Consider the following 21,620-nt stretch of genomic DNA (forward strand, 5'->3'; position numbering starts at 1 on the left):
GGTAAAAGGTGTTAGCATGACAGTGCATAACAGTTTTTCCCATTTTTCATGTTACCTTAGAGCATCAATATGAATCTATCTTATTTTAACACATAATTATGCATGCATTAGCGGGAGTTATATTCCACTTTATTGGAGGTTTCGCATCCGGAAGCTTCTACGTACCCTATAAAAAGGTCAAAGGTTGGTCGTGGGAAGCGATGTGGATCTTAGGTGGTCTGTTTTCATGGATCATCGTGCCGCCGATTGCAGCCTATCTTACCATTCCAAATTTTATAGCTATTATACGGGAAGCAGGTGTATCAACGACGGGTTATACCTATCTTTTTGGACTATTGTGGGGCATAGGTGGATTGACATATGGTCTGGGTGTGCGCTACTTGGGTGTATCGCTAGGAAGCAGCGTGATTCTAGGATTAAGTATGGTTTTTGGCTCCCTGATGCCCGCTATATACTATTTCTTTCATGAAACGGTCGGAAAACAAGGCATCGACTACTTCCTAACGACAGATGCTGGGCGGTGCGTGTTGTTGGGTCTTTCCGTATGTGTGGTGGGCATCTACCTATGTGGACGCGCCGGGATGCTGAAGGAAAAGAACTTGGCCAATCTGTCTGCAGAAACGAAATCTGATTTTAATTTCGGTATCGGTATTGCGGTGGCTATCGTTTCAGGAATTTTAAGCGCTTGTTTTAATTTTGGAATTGAGGCTGGTAAGCCAATGGCCGATGTGGCTAATGAACTTTGGAAAGCAGCCAACCCTAATCAGGGCGAATTTCTTTACCAAAACAACGTAACATATATCGTGATCTTGTGGGGCGGTTTTACGACAAACGTTGTATGGTGTCTTTATCTATTAACGAAGAATAAGACGTTTTCGGATTATGGAAAATCATCGGCGCCGCTTGGCCGAAATCTATTGCTTTGTGCATTGGGGGGTACCACTTGGTATCTACAGTTCTTCTTCTACGGTATGGGCGAAAGCCGCCTCGGAAACGGTGCCAGCTCTTGGATCCTGCATATGGCTTTCATCATTTTAATTTCCAATGCGTGGGGCGTTATTTTGAAAGAGTGGAAAGGGGTCAATAAATCGACATACACGTCGATCATTGCCGGTATCGTCACGATTATCCTCTCCATTTGTATCGTTGGATTTGCAAAAACATTAGAATAATAAACATAAAAAATTTTGAATTGTGAAAGAATATAAACACGTAAACTACTTATGGGATGATACCAAAGCGAAATCGCTTGAAGGCGACGAAGTTGCGCTATTGTTATATCGTTCCAACCTATTGGGTTCAGACTTGCGAATTACCAATTACGGAGGTGGCAATACGTCTTGTAAGTTGATCGACAAAGATCCTTTGACGGGTGAAGAAGTGGAGGTGATGTGGATCAAAGGTTCTGGAGGTGATATTGGCACCCTAAAAAAATCAGGCTTAGCCGCATTGTATGTTGAGCGTTTACGCAATCTAGAGAAGGTTTATCGGGGCATGGAGCATGAAGACGAAATGGTTCAGCTGTTTAACCATTGTATTTTCGACTTGGCCTCTAAGGCGCCATCGATCGATACACCGCTTCATGGTTTTCTTCCTTTCGCACATATCGACCACCTTCATCCCGATGCAGCAATCGCTATCGCGGCGGCTAAAGACGGTAAAAAGATTACACAGGAGCTTTTCAATGGACAGATCGGGTGGGTAGAATGGCAGAAACCGGGATTTGACCTTGGCTTGCAATTGCGGGCCTGTTTGGAGGAAAACCCTGGAATCCGCGGTATTATGCTCGGTTCGCACGGTCTATTTACCTGGGGCGATACCGCTTATGAAAGCTATGTAAACTCCTTGGATGTTATTGAAGCTTGCGCGGAATACTTAGCGCAAAACTATGGAAAAATCAGGCCTGTTTTTGGCGGTCAAAAGGTGGAAAGCCTACCTGCCGAAGAGCGAAAAGAACAGGCCGCAAAATTGGCGCCGATACTACGTGGTTTCTGTTCCAGCGAACGTCACATGATCGGCCATTTTACCGATGATGAGAAGGTATTAGAATATATCAATTCCAATGATTTGGAACGTCTTGCTCCTTTGGGGACAAGCTGCCCCGATCACTTCCTGCGCACGAAGATTCAGCCGCTTGTCCTGCACTTGGATAAAGCCGCAGACTTGAGCGATGTGGAAGCTGTAAAAGCACAGTTAGCGCCGTTGTTCGATGACTACCGGGCAATGTACACCGAGTATTATGAGACCTGCAAACACGAGAACAGTCCGGCTATCCGCGACCGCAATCCGGTGATCATCCTATATCCGGGGGTAGGGATGTTTGCTTTTGCAAAAGATAAGCAGACAACCCGTGTTGCCGCGGAGTTTTATATCAATGCCATCAACGTGATGAAAGGCTCGGAGGCGGTGAGTGAATACACATCCTTACCTCGGCAGGAAGCATTCAATATTGAATACTGGTTGTTGGAAGAAGCGAAGCTTCAACGCATGCCGAAGCCAAAACCGTTGTCGGGTAAGATTGCGTTGGTGACAGGTAGTGCTGGTGGAATAGGTAAAGCTATTGCCAAGAAATTTGCAAACGAGGGGGCGGTAGTTGTGTTGAACGACATGAATGCCGAGCGTCTTGCAGGCGCTGAACAGGAATTCATAGACTTGTTCGGCAAGGACACTGTGACCACAGCAGAGCTGGATGTAACCCATCAAGAACAGATCGAAGAAGCGCTTAAGAAAGCAGCATTGGTCTTTGGGGGCGTAGATATTATTGTTAATAATGCTGGTTTATCGATCTCCAAAACCATTGAAGATCATACCCAAAAAGACTGGGACTTGTTGTACAATGTCTTGGTGAAAGGACAGTTCTTGGTTACGCAGGCTGCCACTAACGTGCTGAAAGCACAGGCCGTTGGTGGTGATGTGGTGAATATCGTGAGTAAGAATGCTTTGGTAAGCGGACCTAACAATGCCGGCTATGGTAGCGCTAAAGCAGCACAACTGCACTTAAGCCGTTTGAATGCTGCTGAATTAGGGGCCGCTGGTGTACGCGTAAATGTGGTCAACCCAGATGCGGTGATTTCCGACAGCAATATCTGGGCTGGTGGCTGGGCAGAAGGCCGTGCAAAAGCATACGGTGTTACTGTAGAAGAATTGCCTGCGTATTATGCAAAACGTACCTTATTAAATCAAATTATCTTGCCAGATGATATCGCGAATGCTTGCTTCACTTTTGTGGGAGGCGATTTAAGCAAATCTACCGGCAACGTATTGAACGTAGATGGTGGCGTAGCAATGGCCTTTGTAAGATAAACATGAATGGGAGATAGCGTTGTACCGATGCAACGCTATCTTTTGACTTTTTAATTTTGACTTTTTACTTTCCAAATGAGAATAGATAGAAAAGATATAGAAGAACATAACGAAGGCCTTCGCGCGAAGCATGAGCGTGCCTTCAACTTTATTGCCGAAGATATCGCTAACCTAGAAGATGTTATCGCCAAATTGGAGAAATTCCAGATCGCCATACCGAGCTGGGCTTTAGGGACAGGGGGAACCCGTTTTGGTCGCTTCTCGGGGAAAGGTGAGCCGGGCAATTTGGAACAGAAAATCGAAGATGTTGGTTTGCTGCACGCCCTAAATCAGTCCAGTGGCGCGATTTCCCTGCATATTCCTTGGGATATCCCTCAAGATGCTGAAAAAATCAAAGAGCTAGCGGCTTCTTACGGATTGGCATTTGATGCGGTCAATTCCAATACCTTCCAAGATCAACCCGGACAAGAACACAGTTATAAATTTGGGTCGTTGCAGCATGTAGACCCGAAAGTGCGTAGGCAAGCTATCCAGCACAATATCGAGGTAATCAAGCATGGTATTGCATTGGGATCAAAAGCGCTAACGGTTTGGTTGGCCGATGGATCGTCCTTTCCAGGACAATTAAATTTCCGCGAAGCCTTTCAAAATACCTTGGAAAGCTTGAAAGAAATCTATGCACATTTGCCCGAAGATTGGAAGCTCTTTGTGGAATACAAAGCTTTTGAGCCGAATTTTTACTCCACCACAATTGCAGACTGGGGGCAGTCGTTGTTATTGGCGAATAAGTTAGGTGACAAGGCCTATACGTTAGTGGATTTGGGGCACCACTTACCAAATGCAAACATCGAACAGATCGTTTCTTTGTTGTTGATGGAAGGCAAATTGGCCGGTTTCCACTTCAACGATAGTAAATATGCGGATGATGATCTAACAGCAGGAAGTGTTAAGCCTTACCAGCTATTTTTGATATTCAACGAGTTGGTCGATGGAATGGATGCGCGAGGCATAGATCATGCTACCGGATTGGGTTGGATGATTGATGCATCCCACAACTTAAAAGATCCATTGGTCGATTTGCTGCAGTCCGTTGACGCCATAAAGATAGCCTATGCACAAGCTTTGTTGGTAGATCGTACCGCATTAAAGGAGGCGCAGCAACGGAATGACGTTGTTGCCGCACAGGAAATTCTGCAACATGCTTATCGCACGGATGTACGGGCTATCGTTGCAGAAGCACGTCTTCGTCGCGGAGCGGCATTAAACCCTGTGGCCTTGTTTAATGAGCTGGACGTTAGAAATAAGTTGGTTGAGGAGCGTGGTGCGCAGTCGGTAGCGACAGGATTATAGCATTTCATTTATGGGGAAAGCACGCATACCGGTTGTCGCCGTTTTCGACGTAGGAAAGACGAACAAAAAACTATTTTTGTTCGATGAGCACTATCAGATCGTTTTCGAACGCTCAGCACGGTTTTTGGAAACGGAAGATGAAGACGGTGAGGCCTGCGAAAATCTAGAAAGCCTTCGCCTATCAGTTTTCGACTCGCTGCATGAAGTCTTCCGGCGCGATGAATTTGATATAAAAGCCATAAATTTTACCTCTTACGGAGCAAGTTTTGTCTATCTAAATGAGAGCGGTCGTCCGTTGACACCGCTCTATAATTACCTCAAAAATTATCCGAAAGACTTGGAACGCACGCTGCACGAAGGTTACGGTGGTGTAGCGGCATTTTCCCTGCAGACAGCATCACCAGCATTGGGAAGTCTGAACTCCGGCCTGCAGGTATATCGCATTCAACAGCATCAACCCGGTGTTTTCCAGCAGATAAAATATGCTGTCCATCTACCACAGTACCTTAGCTTTTTGGTTTCTGGACAGATGTATACCGATATGACCAGTATCGGTTGCCATACTGCCTTGTGGGATTTTGAAAACAAGCGCTATCACCAATGGGTCAAGGATACTGGAATTGAGCAAAAGCTCGCCCCGATTGTAAAGGGCGACGAGGTCTTTTCAGCTGCGTTTCCGGGAAGCACGTACAAAGTAGGGGTAGGATTGCATGATAGCTCCTCGGCTTTAATACCCTATCTACTCAATTTTCACGAACCTTTTGTGTTGATTTCTACCGGCACATGGTGTATATCCTTAAATCCGTTTAACGATGAAGGGTTAACGCAGGAAGAGTTGGCGAAGGATTGCTTGTTCTACATGACGTACGCAGGTACGCCTGTGAAAGCCTCTCGTTTATTTGCTGGCTATGAACATGAAGTACAGACAAAGCGTATTGCCGAATACTTTAACGTCACTACCGCACGCTTTAAAAATATAGAAATTGACTGGTCTGTCATAGAAAGTCTTACGCAAGACAGGGATATTCCGACAGAATTAGGTGCTTTTGAAACGGTAGATCTGGCAAATTTCGCAAGCTATGAAGAGGCTTATCATGCCTTGATGGTCTATTTGGTGTCTGCACAGGTTGCGTCAACGAAGCTAACCTTTTCCACTCAGCCCGTGAAACGTATTTTTGTGGACGGTGGTTTTAGCAAAAATAACATATTTATGAATTTGTTGGCAAGGCACTTTAGTGATATGGAGATTTACGCTGCCTCGATGGCGCAAGCAACGGCTATCGGAGCAGCATTGGTCATCCATAAAGAATGGAATAGCCAGCCTATTCCGAGTAACATTATAGCACTACGCTATTACAGAGCGTAAACACGCACCCGATCATCTACTATAACAAACGTGCAAACCCTTTATTTGCACGTTTTTTTTGTAAATGGGCTAAAACGTTTTCGTAGATAACCATTTTTTTACTCGGGATGCTAGCAAATAATTGATATACTTGTAACCATAGCAAGTGCATAATATAGCTCGTATGAGGGGTTTCGGAGGAAATCGATCACGGCTTGTTATGGACGAAGCGCTAACAATTTTTATAAACATATACAAACTAAATTTTCATGATAATGAACTACGTGAATTCGTTCAAAAAATTGCTGCCAGCCTGTGGCATGTTCGTGTTATTTTGTTTTCCGAATACGAGCCAAGGGCAGTCGCCCACTACAAAAAAAGGTTGGAAGAATCTTTTTGACGGCAAAAGTCTGCAGGGTTGGAAAGCCGTTGGAGGAAATGCCCCTTACACGGTGCAAGACGGCGCCATTGTAGGTACTATGACTAAGGGGACACCGAATTCTTTTTTGATAACGGAACAGGAATACGGTGATTTTATTTTAGAGCTGGACATTAAATTAGAAGGTGATCAGACTAATTCGGGCGTGCAAACAAGGAGCCATATCGATGCTGCCGCCAACAATGGTAGGGGTAGGGTTTACGGCAGACAGGTGGAAGTAGACCCTTCTGCACGTGCTTGGACCGGCGGTATATACGATGAAGCGCGTCGGAGTTGGCTTTATCCCTTAGATTTAAATGAAAAGGCTAAAACGGCATACAAAAAGGAACAGTTTAACCATATGCGTATCGAAGCTATTGGGGACGAACTCCGTACCTGGATCAATGGTGTTCCGGTGGCCTATGTCGTAGATACAATCGACGCAAGTGGTTTTATCGGCCTGCAGGTACATAGTGTGCCTGATGCCCAAGATGGTAAAAAGGTGTATTTCAAAAATATTCGGATTCAAACGGAGCATCTCAAGCCTAAGGCTTTCCCGAAAGATGTCTATGTAGTTAATTTAAAGCCCAATGTGTTAAATGAAGCAGAGAAAAAGGCCGGATATAAATTGTTGTTCGATGGCAGCAGTTCGGAGGGCTGGCGAAGTGTTGGGGGAGACGCATTTCCAAGTAAAGGGTGGGAAGTGAAGAATGGTGAAATTAAAGTATTAAGATCCGACGGCGGAGAATCCACAAACGGAGGCGATATTATCACCAAAGATCAGTTTGCTGTATTCGACCTTTCTTTCGAATTTAAATTGACCCCGGGAGCGAACAGTGGCGTGAAGTATTTTGTAACATTGAAGGAAAAAACCTCAGGCTCTGCAATTGGATTGGAATACCAAGTGTTGGATGATGAAAAGCATCCGGATGCAAAACTTGGACGTGATGGCAATCGTACCTTGGCATCGTTGTATGATTTGATAACATCTAACCGCGATGCGCGTGCTCGGCGCCCCATTGGAGAATGGAACCGCGGAAGGGTAGTCGTTACAGCTGACAATCAGGTTACCCATTACCTCAATGGTGTAAAAATGCTTTCTTATGAACGCGGCTCACAGGCATTTAAAGACCTGGTGGCAATCAGCAAATATAAAGGATGGGAAAAATTCGGAGAAGCGAATACAGGGCATTTGTTGTTGCAGGATCATGGCGACGAAGTGTCCTTCCGCAGCATTAAAGTGAAAAAAGTAAAGTAGGGCAACAAAATGGAAAAAATGAATCATTATTTATCACGCCGCAGCTTCATTAGCCGTACGGCTATGGCGGGCGGCGCGATGTTGTTATCTAACAGTGTGCTGGGCCATGTAAAGTTGGCGGGCGCTAATGAGCGTGTTAACCTTGCGGGTATAGGAATCGGTAACCGCGGCGGTGAAATTATTAAGGAATTGTATAAAACGGGCCTATGTAACATTGTTGCCCTTTGCGATGTGGATATGGGCGCGAAGCACACACAAGAGCTTATCGCGATGTTTCCCGACGTCCCACGGTATCAGGATTTCCGAAAGATGTTCGATGAAATGGGGAATCAAATAGATGCGGTGACTGTTGGAACTCCGGATTTTGCGCATTTCGCCATAACAATGATGGCGATCGACCTTGGGAAGCACGTATATGTGGAAAAACCTATGGCACGCACGTTTTGGGAAGTAGAGCTCATGATGCAAAAGGCTAAAAAATTCCCTAAAGTGGTCACACAGATGGGAAATCAAGGGCATTCCGAAGCAAATTATTTCCAGTTTAAAGCTTGGAAAGAGGCTGGGATAATCAAGGATGTTACCCGTATTGATGCGCATATGAATATGCCACGACGTTGGCACGGTTGGGATACAAATATAAAGGGTTTTCCTGCTGCCGAAAAAATCCCTGATACGTTGGATTGGGAACTTTGGCAAATGCAGACCTTAGGCCATAATTATAATAGGGATTTCATCAATGGACAGTGGCGGTGTTGGTTTGATTTTGGCATGGGAGCATTGGGCGACTGGGGAGCACATATTTTGGATACGGCCCATGAGTTTTTGGACTTAGGTCTACCGACCGCGGTGGAAGCAGTCGCTTTGGATGGACATAACTCGTTCTTTTTTCCCATGTCGTCTACCCTGAAATTCCGGTTTGCAGCACGCAAAAAGATGCCGGCTTTGGATATCAATTGGTATGACGGCTTGGATAACCTTCCGCCTATTCCCGAAGGCTATGGCGTCTCAGGACTCGATCCAAACATCCCGCCACCAAGCACCGGTAAAATGGAGCCTGCAAAGCTTAATCCCGGGAAGATAATTTATGGTAAAGGATTGACGTTCAAAGGAGGTTCGCACGGCAGTACCTTACAGATTATTCCAGAAGATAAAGCAAAGGATATGGCCGCAAAATTGCCACAGGTGCAGCGATCTCCCTCTAATCACTTCGCTAATTTCCTAAAAGCATGTAAAGGGGAAGAGAAAACGCGCTCATCATTTGATATAGGAGGCCCATTAAGTCAGGTATTTTGCTTAGGCGTCATTGCGCAGCGATTAAATGCGAAGCTTGCTTTTGACCCCATCAAAAGAGAGGTTACGAACGACAAATTCGCACAGGCATTATTAATCGGGCCACCACCGGCCAAAGGTTGGGAACAATACTATCGCGTATAATGATATCGTTTCTTTAATTGTGTAATAGAATGATGAGATACGGGCGTAATTGCCCGTATTTTTTTATAAAAAAAAGGTTTTCAAACGGGGAGAATGAAAACCTTTAGCTAACCAATTATAAACCTAAATTATGATGACACAAATATCGTTTTTTTTTTGCTAAACCGCATAGTAGCACTACAAAAATAAGTTTTAAATGACATTTTTTTGATTATAGTGTCTCAAAGCGGCATTTTTTATAAATTATTTGGCTATTTTAGATAAATGATAATAGTTGAACTGGTTTTTGTATAATGAGATCAGCTCCATTTGCGCGAAGTTCCTCTTCTGTTCGGAAACCCCATGTTACTCCTACTGCCGTTACACCAGCCCGTGTTGCGGTAAGCATGTCTACTGATGAATCACCGAGATAAAAACAATCTTTCCGATCTACATCTAGCATACGTAGCGTGTCATGGACGATGTCTGGATCGGGTTTTGCTGGTTTCCCCACACGGTGGCCAAGAACTAAGTCAAATTTGATTTCCGGGAAGTAATGTGCTACTAAAGCAACCGTTGCTTCATGGTATTTATTCGATGCAACACTTAACAGATAGTTCTCTTCCTTAAGCGTGTGAAGTAATTTGTGAATACCAGGATAGGCTTTTGTATTATCTTGAGCATGTCTGCCATAATGGATCATGAAATCTTCTTTTACTTTTTCTATGGTCGCGCGGTCTCGTAATTCCTCAGGAAGCGCCCGTTCAATTAAGGTCCGGACGCCGTTTCCGACGAAATATTTGTAGGCAGCTGTGTCATGGGTCGGGAATTGATTCATCTGCAGGGCTCGATTGCAGGAGATTGACAAATCTAAGAGGCTATCGATAAGCGTCCCATCCAAATCAAATATGATAAGTTTCATGACGGCAAAGCTACGAAAGATTAGGTAATACAGGATAAGATGAGTACGTATCGCGGTATAATTGTTTAAACAATTATAATACATACGCTGTATTTTAAAAAAAATTATAAATTTAACACGTTTATATTTGCATTTTCATAATTAAATACTATCTTTATAGACTTTGTAGCGGTTAGGATGACGGCTACATTCAACCATGTTGTTTAGAGGATTTCGTTCAGATTGGTTTCATGCAGCAGCAGATACACGTACGTGCCGAAAAAGTCGATTAATCATCTCAAACGCATTTTTTCTTTTGGAAAGTAGAAGGCTGTGTTAGTCAGCCTGCTTTTTCATATATGTTGTTTAGTTATCAAATGAATGCCCAGAAGTCCTCTAACGCCTGTTCGAGGATTGATGGGCATGCATTTTTATGACTTCGATACCATGCATGATCTGCCGAAATATGCTCTCATATCATGCGTTCTAGTGTCGTTGATCCATTTCTTTAGGGATCGGTGTCTCCGGTGGAAACGCAGCCTGTTAAAAGATGTTAAAACAAGAATAGATGATACTATTTCAAATACCGCTACGTTTTATAGGTAGCAATAGAGTAATTTTTTTCATAAATTAGGTTAGTTAATAATTGGTTAGTAGAAAAAATCCTGAAGCACCTGCTTCAGGATTTTTTTGGAAACCACCGTTTGCTTCATGTTAGCCCAAAACCACATCTAGGGTCATCATCATGATAAAGCCGCCAATAAAGCCTAGTGTCGCTAAATCGGAATTTTTGTTTTGCTGGGCTTCGGGTATCACTTCTTCCACGACGACAAATATCATGGCGCCGGCCGCAAAGGCAAGGGCGTAAGGCAGTACAGGTGTAAAAAACCCTACAGCGAGTGCGCCCAGCACGGCAGCCATGGGTTCGACAATAGCTGACAGCTGTCCATAATAAAAGCTTTTTCGTCGAGACATCCCCATGCCACGTAACGGCATGGAAACAGCAATGCCTTCAGGAAAATTTTGAAGCCCAATACCTAGAGCCAGCGCTACAGCACCACCGATGCTGGCATCTGGAATGCCCGCGGCAACCGCGCCAAACAACACCCCGACAGCAAGACCTTCTGGAATATTGTGCAAGGTGATTGCCAAGACCAGTAATGTCGTTTTTTGCCAAGGTGATTTTACTCCTTCAACCTGTTTGAAATTTACATGAAAATGTGGGAGAACCTTGTCTAAAGCAAAGAGAAAACCTGCCCCCAACAGAAAGCCAAGAATGCTGGGCAACACCTGTAAAAAACCATCGCCATCACTCATCTCGATGGCCGGGATCAACAGGCTCCATACACTAGCCGCTACCATAACCCCACCCGTGAAACCCAGCATGGCGTCCAAAAAGTTGCGATTCATGGTTTTGAAGAAAAATACAATTGAGGCGCCTAGGGCAGTCAAAAGCCAAGTAAAGATGGAGGCATAAAAAGCCGCTAGTACGGGGTGTATGTTCGAAAAATATGCAATAAGTGCTTCCATAAATAGTAGACCTTCACGTTTGATCTCCGCAAAAATAGAAAGTTAAGCGAGTTCGGGCAACAATCTGCTGATTTTTGTCGTACTTGCCCTCAGCCAGCCAAAAATTCGTGTTTAGGATGATTGCCTACGTTGCTCGCTCCATTCTTTCGGACTAATGCCAAATTGTTTTTGAAAGTTACGGATAAAATGGGAGGAAGAACTGAAACCGACCATGCTGGAGATCTCATAGACTTTGTAGTTGCCATCGTTCAAGTATTCTGCAGCCTTTTTCAGGCGCGTTACATTGATCAACTCATTTGGTGAGAGATCGGATAAGGCTTTGATTTTACGATACAGCGTCGGGCGACTCATGTTCATGCGGTCGGCCAGCAGATCGACGCAAAGCGTCTGTTCGGTGACGTTTTCAAGGATGAGAAGGTTAATCTTTTCCAAAAATGTCCTGTCGGACTTGTTCAGTGCCGTGTTCTGCATCGGGCTGCTGGGTGAATGGTTGTAGTGGGCACGTACGTGTTGTCGATTGCGTAGCAAACTGGTAATCTGTGCTTGCAAAAAAGTGGGTGAAAAGGGCTTTTCGATATAAGCATCTGCACCATACTCCAGTCCCTCGATTTTTGATTGTAGGCTGTTTTTAGCCGTTAACATAATAAACGGAATATGGCTGAAATGTAAATTTTCTTTCAGTCGCGTACACAGTTCATAACCGTCAACCCTCGGCATCATCACGTCGCTTACGATCAAATCGACGGGGTGGCTTTCTAAAAATTGCAAAGCTTGGGCACCATCTAGCGCTTTTAGGACATGGTAATGATCGCTCAGATCATCCGCGATAAAATCTAAAATTTCTTGGTGGTCATCGGCAACCACAATCGTGGGCTTCAGTTGATTTGTATTAGCCATAGGTTCCTCGTATCGGTATAGTCAATACGAATATATTTAAATTTTCGGAGTTATCTAAATAAATTAAATTGCCTCGATGTAGCTCTGCAAAGGAATGGGCCAATGCTAGTCCAAGTCCCGATCCCTCTATTTGATAGTGTTCCGAAGCACGGTGAAAAGGTTTAAAGATATGGTCTATTTCGGATTTGGAAAGGAGCCGCCCATCATTTTTGATCGTTAGGCGAAAATGAGTTTGGCTCGCCGTGAAGCCTAGCTGAACAATGACCATCGCTTCGGCATATTTGCTTGCGTTCGTTAGAAGATTATCGAGAATCTTTCCCAAAATGTCAATATCAGCAAACGCATCAATAGTGGCGTGGCACTGGTAGCTGAGGTTCAAGTCTCGTTGGTTAAAGACCGGTTGAAACTCTTGAAGACGCTCGGTAACAAGTTGGTTGATGTTATGCCATGCTAGTTTAAGGTTGTATTCGCTACTTTCAATCTGCCTAAAGTCCAGCAGTTGGTTGGTCAGGTTGACGAGTTTTTCGGTGTTTTGCTGCATGGTTTTCAAAAGCTTTTCCGTTTTTACATCCGTCTGATCGTTATGCATGATGCGCTCCAATGGTGCCTTGATCAACGTTAGTGGCGTTTTGATCTCATGCGCAATACGAGCAAAGAAATCCATCTTGGTTTTAAATAGCGCACGCTCCCGATAGGTTTTGATCACTTCCAAGCGACGTCGATTTTGATCCTTGATTTTCCTGTCATAGGATCGGAATATGTAGTAGATAACCATACTGGCTATGCACGCATAGGCAATAAGAGCCGGTATACTTGCCCAGATGGGGGGCAAAACTTCGATTTGTAGCTTTTTTTCCTCCGACAGCGCCTGTCCATTTGCATCGACAGCTTTCACGAGAAAGGTGTATTTGCCAGAAGGTATTTTGGTAAAGTGGGCAGTATGGCTGTTGCGAAGGAGTGTCCACTCCTTGTCGAAGCCCTCCAAGATATACATGTAGGCTGTGGATTGTGCCGCAGAAAAGTGAAGGGCGGCGAAATCGATACGGAGAGTGGATTCATCATGCTCAAGCACAATTTTATGCAGATACGTGACGGATGAATCGATGGCAGGCCCTGGCCCCCCAACACGTAGATCGCGCTGTAGTGCTTGAATCCGGGTAATGTAGATCGGGCTATGGGCAGCGTTATAGCTGTTGTTAAGCAGACTGTCTGGATGAAATTGAATGAGGCCTGACGAGGATCCGAAATAGAGTTGTCCGTCAGTATCCTTGAACGTAGCATTGTAGTTGAATTGTAAGTCCAGCAGTCCAGACTCCTTGTCATAAATGTGAAGACGGAAGTCCGGAAGGTGCATCCGTACCAATCCACGGGTGGTCGATATCCACAGGTTGTGGTTTTTATCTTCTTGTAGGGCCAAAATGAGATTGCTGGGCAGGCCATCTGCCTTTGTGAACCGACGTACGGATTTTCCTTCGCTGGTCCATAGCGCGAGTCCATTTTCGGTAGCGATCCAAATATGTCCAAAACTATCTTGGAAAATACGATTGACCCGGTTGCTGTTCAAGCTTGTCGAATCATCTTTTTGATGTAGATAGATCTTGGTGTGCCCAGTCTCATGATTGATGTGATAAAGACCGTCGCGCCACGTTGCAAGCCAAATGTTCTCCTGTGCATCCTCAAAGATGGAGGTGTAAAATATATATTCTGGGGCTTGTTTCACCAACGCAAATCGATCCTCTCCAGGGAAGAATTCGCAGAGGCCCCGCGCAGTGGCCAGCAGGATACGTCCTTTTTTTGTGCGATAAATTTGGTAGATAAAGTTGTTGCTCAGACCAGGACTGTTTTGCGTATCAAAATGTTTGATCAATTTGTGGGTTCGAGTATCCAGTATATCGAGTCCACGGTCAAAGGTGCCCACCAGTAGACTATCGCCAGCAAGCGCCAAGCCATGAATATTCGTGTGTGATAGCCCATTTTCGGTGTTGAAGCGGTGAAATATGCCATGGCGTTTGTCCCAGGCGTAAAGCCCATTGTCTTCTGTCCCGATCCATATCTGTCCCCGTTTGTCCTGTGTAATCTCTCTGACAGCATGCCCTTGAATAGAACTTTGTAAAAAGCGGGGGAAGATTTTTTGAAAGATATTGTGCTGCCGATGATAATAATTAAGTCCACCAAAAAATGTTCCGACCCATAATCCGCCTTGGTGATCTTTACAGATGGTGTATACCGCGTTGTCGGAAAGACTCCAAGGGTGGTCTGCCTGTTGACGAAGCCTGGTGTATTTGCCGCTACTGCGATGGTATACCATAACACCGCTTTCTGTCGCTATCCAAAAAGTTTCGGCATCTGCCTGTTGGATATCCCTTACAAATAATGGATTTCGATCGATAGCGGGAAGTGTATGTACGATTGTGCCGCTACTGGGATCAAATGTGTAGAGCCCGTGCTTGGATGTCGCGATCCAAAGTTGTTGCCGATCGTCCCTATAGATTTTTTCAATCCACTGGGGTGCGTCGTGCTTTACGGGAAGAACGTAAGAGGCGCCTGTTTTTAGGTTTTTGATAGTCCGATTGCCGCCGATCCATACGTCACCGTATTGATCAAAACCGAAAGCCGATACTACCTGATCCTTGATGTCCGTATGTTGTTTCAGTTGTCCGATTAAGGGTTGAAAACAGAACAGCCGGTTGTTGGAGATAAACCACACATTGCCCTTTGTGTCCTCCTCGATCTGAAGTATTTCGCCCTGATGTTCACTTCTGAAAGCTGAAAACAGTTCGAGGAAAGGGTTAAAAATGTATATTCCTTGATCGGTTCCTACCCAAATATGGTTGTTGCGATCCACCATCAGGCTGTGAATGAAATTACTGCCTAATCCGTTGTTGCTATCGGTGTCGCTATAAAACTGTTTGAAGGTGTAGCCGTCAAAACGATTTAGGCCATCTCTTGTGCCAAACCATAAAAAGCCATTTTTATCTTGAACGCTGCACAGTATCGCGTTGTTTGATAGCCCCTCGTCGACCCCGAAATGATTGAAATAGTAGCTTTGCCCTCTACCAATTGTTGCAAAGAGAAATAAACTAACAATAATAAGGAGTTGTTTTGGCATGGTTTCAGTTGGTTATACCTACATTTTGAGACAAAATAGTGATTTATTGAAATAAATAAGCAATGCTTTGCCAAAATCATTTTACAAATTTGATAGATGAAAATAAACCTAGGTGTGGCTGCACCGCGGCAACCTCGTGGTCATTACCATATGTTATTATTGTTGGCTGTTCTATTGGTTGTAATATGTGTTTTTGGCAAGGGTGCGCTAGTCGCGGGCAACAATATGCGGCCGGTGTTGGATACCAGCTCTACGTATAAAAATCCTGTTTTTGAACCTATTTTGGCCGATCCAACAGTGATTCGCGAGCCTGGGACAGGTGTGTTTTACGCATATGGAACGCAAGATAATTGGGGTGATGGAAAGGGGAGCCGCCTTATGCCTATGCTGCGTTCCAAGGACTTGGTTCATTGGGAGTACGCGGGCGAGGTATTCACAAAAAAGCCCGATTGGAAGAAAAATGGCGGCCTGTGGGCGCCGGATATCAACCTTATTGATGGGAAATATTACCTGTACTACTCGTATTCCCTTTGGGGAGATCCTGACCCCGGCATCGGATTGGCCATAGCTTCCAAACCTGATGGACCTTTCGTTGATCAGGGAAAGTTGTTTACTTCGCGTGAGATGGGTGTCCCGAATTCTATTGATCCTTCATTTTTTAACGAGGAGGGTAAACCCTATTTGATTTGGGGAAGTTTTGGGAAAGGGCCAAACCAAGGGATTCACATCATTGAGCTCTCGTCAGACGGACGCGAAGTCATGCCCGCCGAAAAGAAGATTCAGCTCGCGGCGGGCGATTGGGAGGCTGCTATGATACACTATCGGGATGGTTTCTACTATTTTTTCGGATCAAAAGGAAGTTGTTGCGAAGGGGCTAACAGCCAATATAAAGTCTTTACAGCCCGATCCAAAAGCCTTGCCGGCCCCTATTTAGATCGCGCTGGCAAACGTATCACTGAACGCGGAAATGGCACCTTACTGCTACAGGGCGATGCGCTGTTCGTTGGTCCGGGCCACCATGCGAAAATTATTACTGACGACGCAAACCAAGATTGGCTGTTGTACCACGCCATATGGAAAAAAAACGACAAGGTGAGCTCTGGAGCGAGCCGCCGCGTTTTGATGTTAGACCGTTTACTTTGGAAAGATGGCTGGCCACGCATGGAAGCAGGTACGCCTAGTTCCAAAGAAAACAAAATCCCTCTATTTAACAAAAAATGATGAAAAAGAATCTCCTATTGACAGGGATCGCTTTAGCTTTGCAAATCCTGATCGCCTTTGGTCAACACCTTGAAACCAACAATCCTTTGGACATTCCGTTGGGAGACCCCTATATTCTTTACGATAAAGTGTCTGATGCCTACTACCTATATGGTACCGGTGGTACGGAAAACGGCTTCGTGGCATATGCCTCCACAGATTTGAAGACCTGGGAAAAACAAGGCGTGGTTTACTCCTCCGCGCAATCTAAAAATTGGGGAACGAAAGATTTTTGGGCGCCAGAGGTCTATGCCTACAACGGGAAGTATTATCTATTTTACAGCGCCCACTGGAAAGAAAACCCAAATCATGAGTTGGAAAACTACCGAATTGGAGTAGCTGTCGCTGATAAACCCACCGGCCCTTTCGAAGATCTGACAGGTAAGCCGCTTTTCGATCCAGGCTATCCAATCATTGACGCAAATGTCTATTTTGCCGAAGATGGAAAATGTTACCTGTACTACTCGCGCTGTTGCTACAAGCATCCCGTGCAATCCGAAATTTCAAAATGGGCCAAAGACAAGGGGCTATACCAAGAGATCGAAGAAAGTTGGGTATATGGGGTCGAGCTAAAAGCTGATTTTTCGGGCGTTGCTGGCCAGCCCAAATTGCTCTTGCGACCTCCCGTCGCTATGAACGATCAACAGGCGGAATGGGAAAGTCGTTCCGTAACATCGGGGGAAGTAAACCGCCGTTGGACCGAAGGATCGTATCTTTTCAAGCACGATGGACGCTACTATATGATGTACTCTGCGAATCATTTCGCCGGAGAAAACTATGCGGTAGGCTATGCAACCGGCAAACATCCCCTCGGGCCATTTGTAAAATCTTCGTTTAATCCCATTTTAGAGAAAAATACAAATAAGGGTGGTGTTGTTTCTGGAACAGGGCACAATAGCATATTGCTGACAAAAGACGGGAAGCGTTTATGTGTATATCACGGACGTACGACAGAAACAGGCGATCAGCGTTTGGTGTTTATAGACCCGCTAGAGATTAACAAAGACGGTCGTTTGCAGGTGAAAGGGCCTACCGTCGGGCCAGTCAAGATAAGGTAGGAAGAAAAAAAAGGAAGCCGACATGGGATAGCGTCGACGCTGGGAAATGGAGCCGGGGGACACAGCGATGATACGATTTGTTGATAAATTGATCTGATTTGAAAATATTTTCCCGAGATGAGAGCCTACCTTTGGTTTACACGATTATAAACATACGACCGAAACTATCCATGAAAATTTAACCGTACGCTTAGATGTCGCTGATCAGCTGTCATCATCCCGTATGGTGAATGGGCGTGGGAATAAATGGAGTAACAAACATCCTATATGATAGTCACATTGAAAAGATCAAGTAAGCAGAAGATCGCAAGCATTTGCCTCTGCTTGGTGCTTTCTTTTTGTGGAGGGTGGGTGCGGGCGCAAAATACAGAACTGCCGTTTTTCGATGAGCGTGCTGCAACCAAAACTGACGTTCCGCTAACGGTTGCAAATGCCGAAACAAAAAGCCTCCGAAAGATGGCGGTGAAGGCAAAGAAACAAAAACCGTATAATGTACTGTTTCTATTGGTAGACGATTTGCGGCCTGCACTGGGGGTTTATGGAGATGCCGTGGCCAAAAGCCCACAGATCGATCGATTTGCCCAACAGGCTTACGTTTTCGAACGTGCCTATAGCAACCAAGCGGTATGTGTAGCATCGCGTTACAACCTGCTGCTCGGATCACGTTCTACCTCAACAGGTTTGTACGACTTTGGTCGCGCTTTTCGCGACTTTTATCCCGAAGCCACGACGATGCCCGAACATTTTAAAAAAAATGGGTATTACACGGCGGCGATAGGGAAGGTGTTTCATATCGGACACAATACGTATAACGACGAGCGGTCGTGGACAGACGCACATGCGTACGATCTGGTCGTCGAGTATGCCGACAAATCAAAGAAAGGAGAAACGCGTGAGGAAGCGCTTTTCGCCAATATTCCTTGGTCCGAAGCAAATAAATTGCGCAAAGGTGCGCCTTGGGAATGTCTGGATGTTCCGGATGAAACCTACGCTGACGGAAGGGTAGCGCAATTGGCAGCAACACGTTTAGCCTATCTCAAGGAGCAGGATAAACCGTTTTTCTTGGCCGTAGGTTTTGCACGACCCCATCTTCCGTTTTCTGTGCCTAAGAAATATTGGGATCGATATCGCGTGAATGATCTGCCCATGCCTGCCATACAGACCAATCCCGCAGCATCTCCATCTTATGCCAATAAAAGGGATGGAGAAATTGTGCAGTATCTGGGGATTCCTTCATCGGAAGAGAGCGACCCTTTTCCAGATAGTTTGACACGGAAGCTCATCCATGGTTATTATGCAGGGGTGAGTTATGTAGACGAACAGATCGGAAAAGTACTGCAACAACTGCATGCTACGGGTTTGGATGAGAACACGATTGTTGTGCTGTGGGGGGATCACGGCTACTTATTGGGCGAGATGGGCATGTGGACCAAACATGTCAACCATGAACTCGCCAATCGTATCCCTTTGTTGATCCGTCATCCAACGCTGAAAGGCCAAGTGAAAACTAAAGCATTGATCGAAACCGTGGATATTTATCCGACCTTAGCCGAGCTCTGCGGAATCGATGTCGAATCGACCCAACAGCCACTGGATGGAAAAAGCTTCATGCCTTTATTAATGAACGAGACAACGGAAACAAAAGATTATGTATACCACTGTTTTCCACGCGATGGAAAACTTGGTCGGGCCATTCGCAATGATCGATATAGACTGATCGCCTGGCAATCCTTTGGGGGGGCAGGCACGCCGACCTACGAATTGTATGATTATAAAAATGGACTGGTGGAGAAGAAGAATACATGGCGTGCGGATCATCCAGCTTTCCTAAAATTGAAGAAGGCTCTGGAACTGGAGCCTCGACCGGCACCATTCCGTCCGGAAAGCGTGAAGAGAGAAGTGAAATTTGAAGAGAAAACAAAATAAGATGATGAAAAAAACGATGGCCTTGGCATGTGTGATTGCCAGTTCCTTTTCCCTGAGCTTTGCACAACAATGGAAGCCTGCTGGAGACAAAATTTTAACGACGTGGGGCGAGCAGCTAAATGCTTCGAAACCACATCCAGAGTATCCCCGTCCGCAATTGAAACGTACGGGGAATTGGCAAAACCTAAACGGGCTTTGGAAATACAAAATTGCTGACAAAGGAGAAATAACGATCCCTTCTTCTTGGGACGGCGATATTTTGGTGCCTTTTGCGGTAGAGTCTGCACTCTCAGGTGTAGGTAAAAGTGTGAACAAAGATCAGGCCCTATGGTACCACAACGAAATCTCTGTCGATAAGAAGCTGCAGAAGGGTAGAGTGCTTTTGCACTTCGGCGCTGTGGATTGGCAATGCGACGTATACCTTAATGGACAGCACGTGGGGCAACACGAAGGTGGATTTGACCCGTTTTCATTTGACATTACAACTGTCCTGAAAAAAGGAGGAAAGCAACAGTTGAGCGTTCGCGTTTGGGATCCAACAAGTGATGGGCCACAGCCTCGCGGGAAACAAATAAATAATCCACATGGGATCTGGTATACGCCTGTGACGGGAATCTGGCAAACGGTATGGTTGGAAGGTGTTCCGCACACCTATATTGCGAAAACAAAACAAACCCCAGATGTAGACGCGTCCTCGTTGCACGTAGCAGCGGACGTCGAGGGGGCGCAGGCCGGCGATCTGGTTTTGTTGGAAGCATACGATCAGGGAAAGAAAATAGCAGAGAAGTCCGTTACGGCGGGCAATGATGCGACGCTGCAAATTTCGAATGCACAGCTCTGGAGCCCGGACAGTCCCAAATTATACGATTTAAAAGTGAAAGTAATGCGCAAGGGCAAAGTCATCGATCAAGCAGATAGCTATTTTGCCATGCGTAAAATGAGCGTGGGCAAAGATGCGAAAGGCATTCAACGGATGTTCTTAAATGATAAATTCGTCTTTCATTACGGTCCGCTCGATCAAGGTTGGTGGCCTGATGGATTGCATACTGCGCCTTCGGATGAGGCTTTGAAATTCGATATCGTGAAAACCAAAGAAATGGGATTCAATATGATTCGTAAGCATATCAAGGTAGAGCCAGCGCGATGGTACCGTCACTGTGACAGCTTGGGAATTTTGGTGTGGCAAGATATGCCTAGCGGCGATCTTGGCGGAAATGTTTGGGACATGCAACCAGGCAAAATCTCGAACGGTAAGCACGATAAAGAGCGGAGTGCCGCATCGGAGGCAATCTATAAAAAAGAATGGAAAAGCATCATGGAGGCACTGCACAACTTTCCTAGTATCGTGATTTGGGTGCCTTTTAATGAAGCCTGGGGGCAATTTAAAACCAAAGAGATTACGGAATGGACGATGAAAGCTGATCCTTCGCGGCTCGTGAACAGTGCAAGTGGCGGTAACTTTTCGTATACCGGCCATATTTTGGATATCCACAATTATCCCGATGCCGCCATGCCAGATCCCACTATCTTCGGTGATAAATTTGTTCTGGCCTTGGGCGAGTTTGGTGGCCTGGGGCTGCCCGTGGAGGGCCATACTTGGCAACAGAAAGACAATTGGGGCTACCAATCTTTCAAAAACAAAGAAGAACTACAGAAGCGTTATGAGGAGGTCATTGCTAACTTGACAAGCCTCGTTCCCCTTGGCTTATCTGCCGGTGTTTATACGCAGACAACGGATGTCGAGGTAGAAACAAACGGGCTCATGACCTACGACAGGAAAGTGATCAAAATTCCAGAGGCTACCCTCAAAAATATACATAGCAAGTTGTACAGTGTCGATGTAGCTAAGTAG

Annotated in this window: 14 protein-coding genes; 10 read left to right on the plus strand and 4 right to left on the minus strand. The window is 45.3% G+C overall.

Going from position 1 to position 21,620, the window contains the following annotated elements:
- Positions 1–98: 98 nt before the first annotated feature.
- The 6 genes from rhaT (at position 99) to IE165_RS16850 (ending at position 9,108) form a co-directional block, all read left to right on the plus strand.
- The gene (gene rhaT, locus IE165_RS16825; RefSeq protein WP_189627812.1) at positions 99–1,172 is read left to right on the plus strand and encodes an L-rhamnose/proton symporter RhaT; all 1,074 of its coding nucleotides are present in this window, start codon (positions 99–101) and stop codon (positions 1,170–1,172) included.
- 22 nt (positions 1,173–1,194) lie between these two features.
- Positions 1,195–3,303 (plus strand): bifunctional aldolase/short-chain dehydrogenase, encoded by a 2,109-nt coding sequence (locus IE165_RS16830; protein ID WP_189627813.1) that lies wholly within the window; start codon positions 1,195–1,197, stop codon positions 3,301–3,303.
- 75 nt (positions 3,304–3,378) lie between these two features.
- Positions 3,379–4,653: a sugar isomerase gene (locus IE165_RS16835; protein ID WP_189627814.1), complete on the plus strand. Its 1,275-nt coding sequence runs from the start codon at positions 3,379–3,381 to the stop codon at positions 4,651–4,653.
- Between the two features lie 10 nt (positions 4,654–4,663).
- Positions 4,664–6,019, plus strand: a complete 1,356-nt coding sequence (locus IE165_RS16840) for an FGGY-family carbohydrate kinase (protein WP_189627815.1) — start codon at positions 4,664–4,666, stop codon at positions 6,017–6,019.
- Between the two features lie 248 nt (positions 6,020–6,267).
- A complete protein-coding gene (locus IE165_RS16845) occupies positions 6,268–7,674 on the plus strand; it encodes a 3-keto-disaccharide hydrolase (RefSeq protein ID WP_229826615.1) in 1,407 nt (468 codons plus the stop codon).
- A gap of 18 nt (positions 7,675–7,692) precedes the next feature.
- A complete protein-coding gene (locus tag IE165_RS16850) occupies positions 7,693–9,108 on the plus strand; it encodes a Gfo/Idh/MocA family oxidoreductase (RefSeq protein WP_189627816.1) in 1,416 nt (471 codons plus the stop codon).
- Between the two features lie 256 nt (positions 9,109–9,364).
- Here the strand turns inward: IE165_RS16850 and IE165_RS16855 are convergent, their stop codons facing one another.
- The 4 genes from IE165_RS16855 to IE165_RS16870 form a co-directional block, all read right to left on the minus strand.
- A complete protein-coding gene (locus IE165_RS16855; protein ID WP_229826616.1) occupies positions 9,365–10,009 on the minus strand; it encodes an HAD family hydrolase in 645 nt (214 codons plus the stop codon).
- 693 nt (positions 10,010–10,702) lie between these two features.
- On the minus strand, positions 10,703–11,518 hold the full coding sequence (locus IE165_RS16860; protein WP_189627818.1) for a ZIP family metal transporter: 816 nt from the start codon (positions 11,516–11,518) through the stop codon (positions 10,703–10,705).
- Between the two features lie 111 nt (positions 11,519–11,629).
- Positions 11,630–12,415, minus strand: coding sequence for a response regulator transcription factor (locus IE165_RS16865; RefSeq protein WP_189627819.1), 786 nt, complete (start codon positions 12,413–12,415; stop codon positions 11,630–11,632).
- Positions 12,408–15,524, minus strand: coding sequence for a ligand-binding sensor domain-containing protein (locus IE165_RS16870; RefSeq protein WP_189627820.1), 3,117 nt, complete (start codon positions 15,522–15,524; stop codon positions 12,408–12,410). The genes IE165_RS16865 and IE165_RS16870 overlap by 8 nt, the downstream gene beginning before the upstream one ends.
- Before the next feature lie 96 nt (positions 15,525–15,620).
- Between IE165_RS16870 and IE165_RS16875 the strand changes: the two genes are divergently transcribed.
- The 4 genes from IE165_RS16875 (at position 15,621) to IE165_RS16890 (ending at position 21,620) form a co-directional block, all read left to right on the plus strand.
- Complete coding sequence (locus IE165_RS16875; RefSeq protein ID WP_229826617.1) at positions 15,621–16,745, plus strand: family 43 glycosylhydrolase; 1,125 nt, start codon at positions 15,621–15,623, stop codon at positions 16,743–16,745.
- Entirely contained in the window at positions 16,742–17,842 is a 1,101-nt protein-coding gene (locus tag IE165_RS16880; protein WP_229826618.1) for a glycoside hydrolase family 43 protein, read from the plus strand. The genes IE165_RS16875 and IE165_RS16880 overlap by 4 nt, the downstream gene beginning before the upstream one ends.
- 267 nt (positions 17,843–18,109) lie before the next feature.
- The gene (locus tag IE165_RS16885; RefSeq protein WP_229826619.1) at positions 18,110–19,768 is read left to right on the plus strand and encodes a sulfatase; all 1,659 of its coding nucleotides are present in this window, start codon (positions 18,110–18,112) and stop codon (positions 19,766–19,768) included.
- A 1-nt stretch (position 19,769) separates the two neighbouring features.
- Positions 19,770–21,620, plus strand: coding sequence for a glycoside hydrolase family 2 protein (locus tag IE165_RS16890; protein WP_229826620.1), 1,851 nt, complete (start codon positions 19,770–19,772; stop codon positions 21,618–21,620).

This window comes from Sphingobacterium griseoflavum (assembly GCF_014653155.1).
Classification (GTDB): Bacteria; Bacteroidota; Bacteroidia; order Sphingobacteriales; family Sphingobacteriaceae; genus Sphingobacterium; species Sphingobacterium griseoflavum.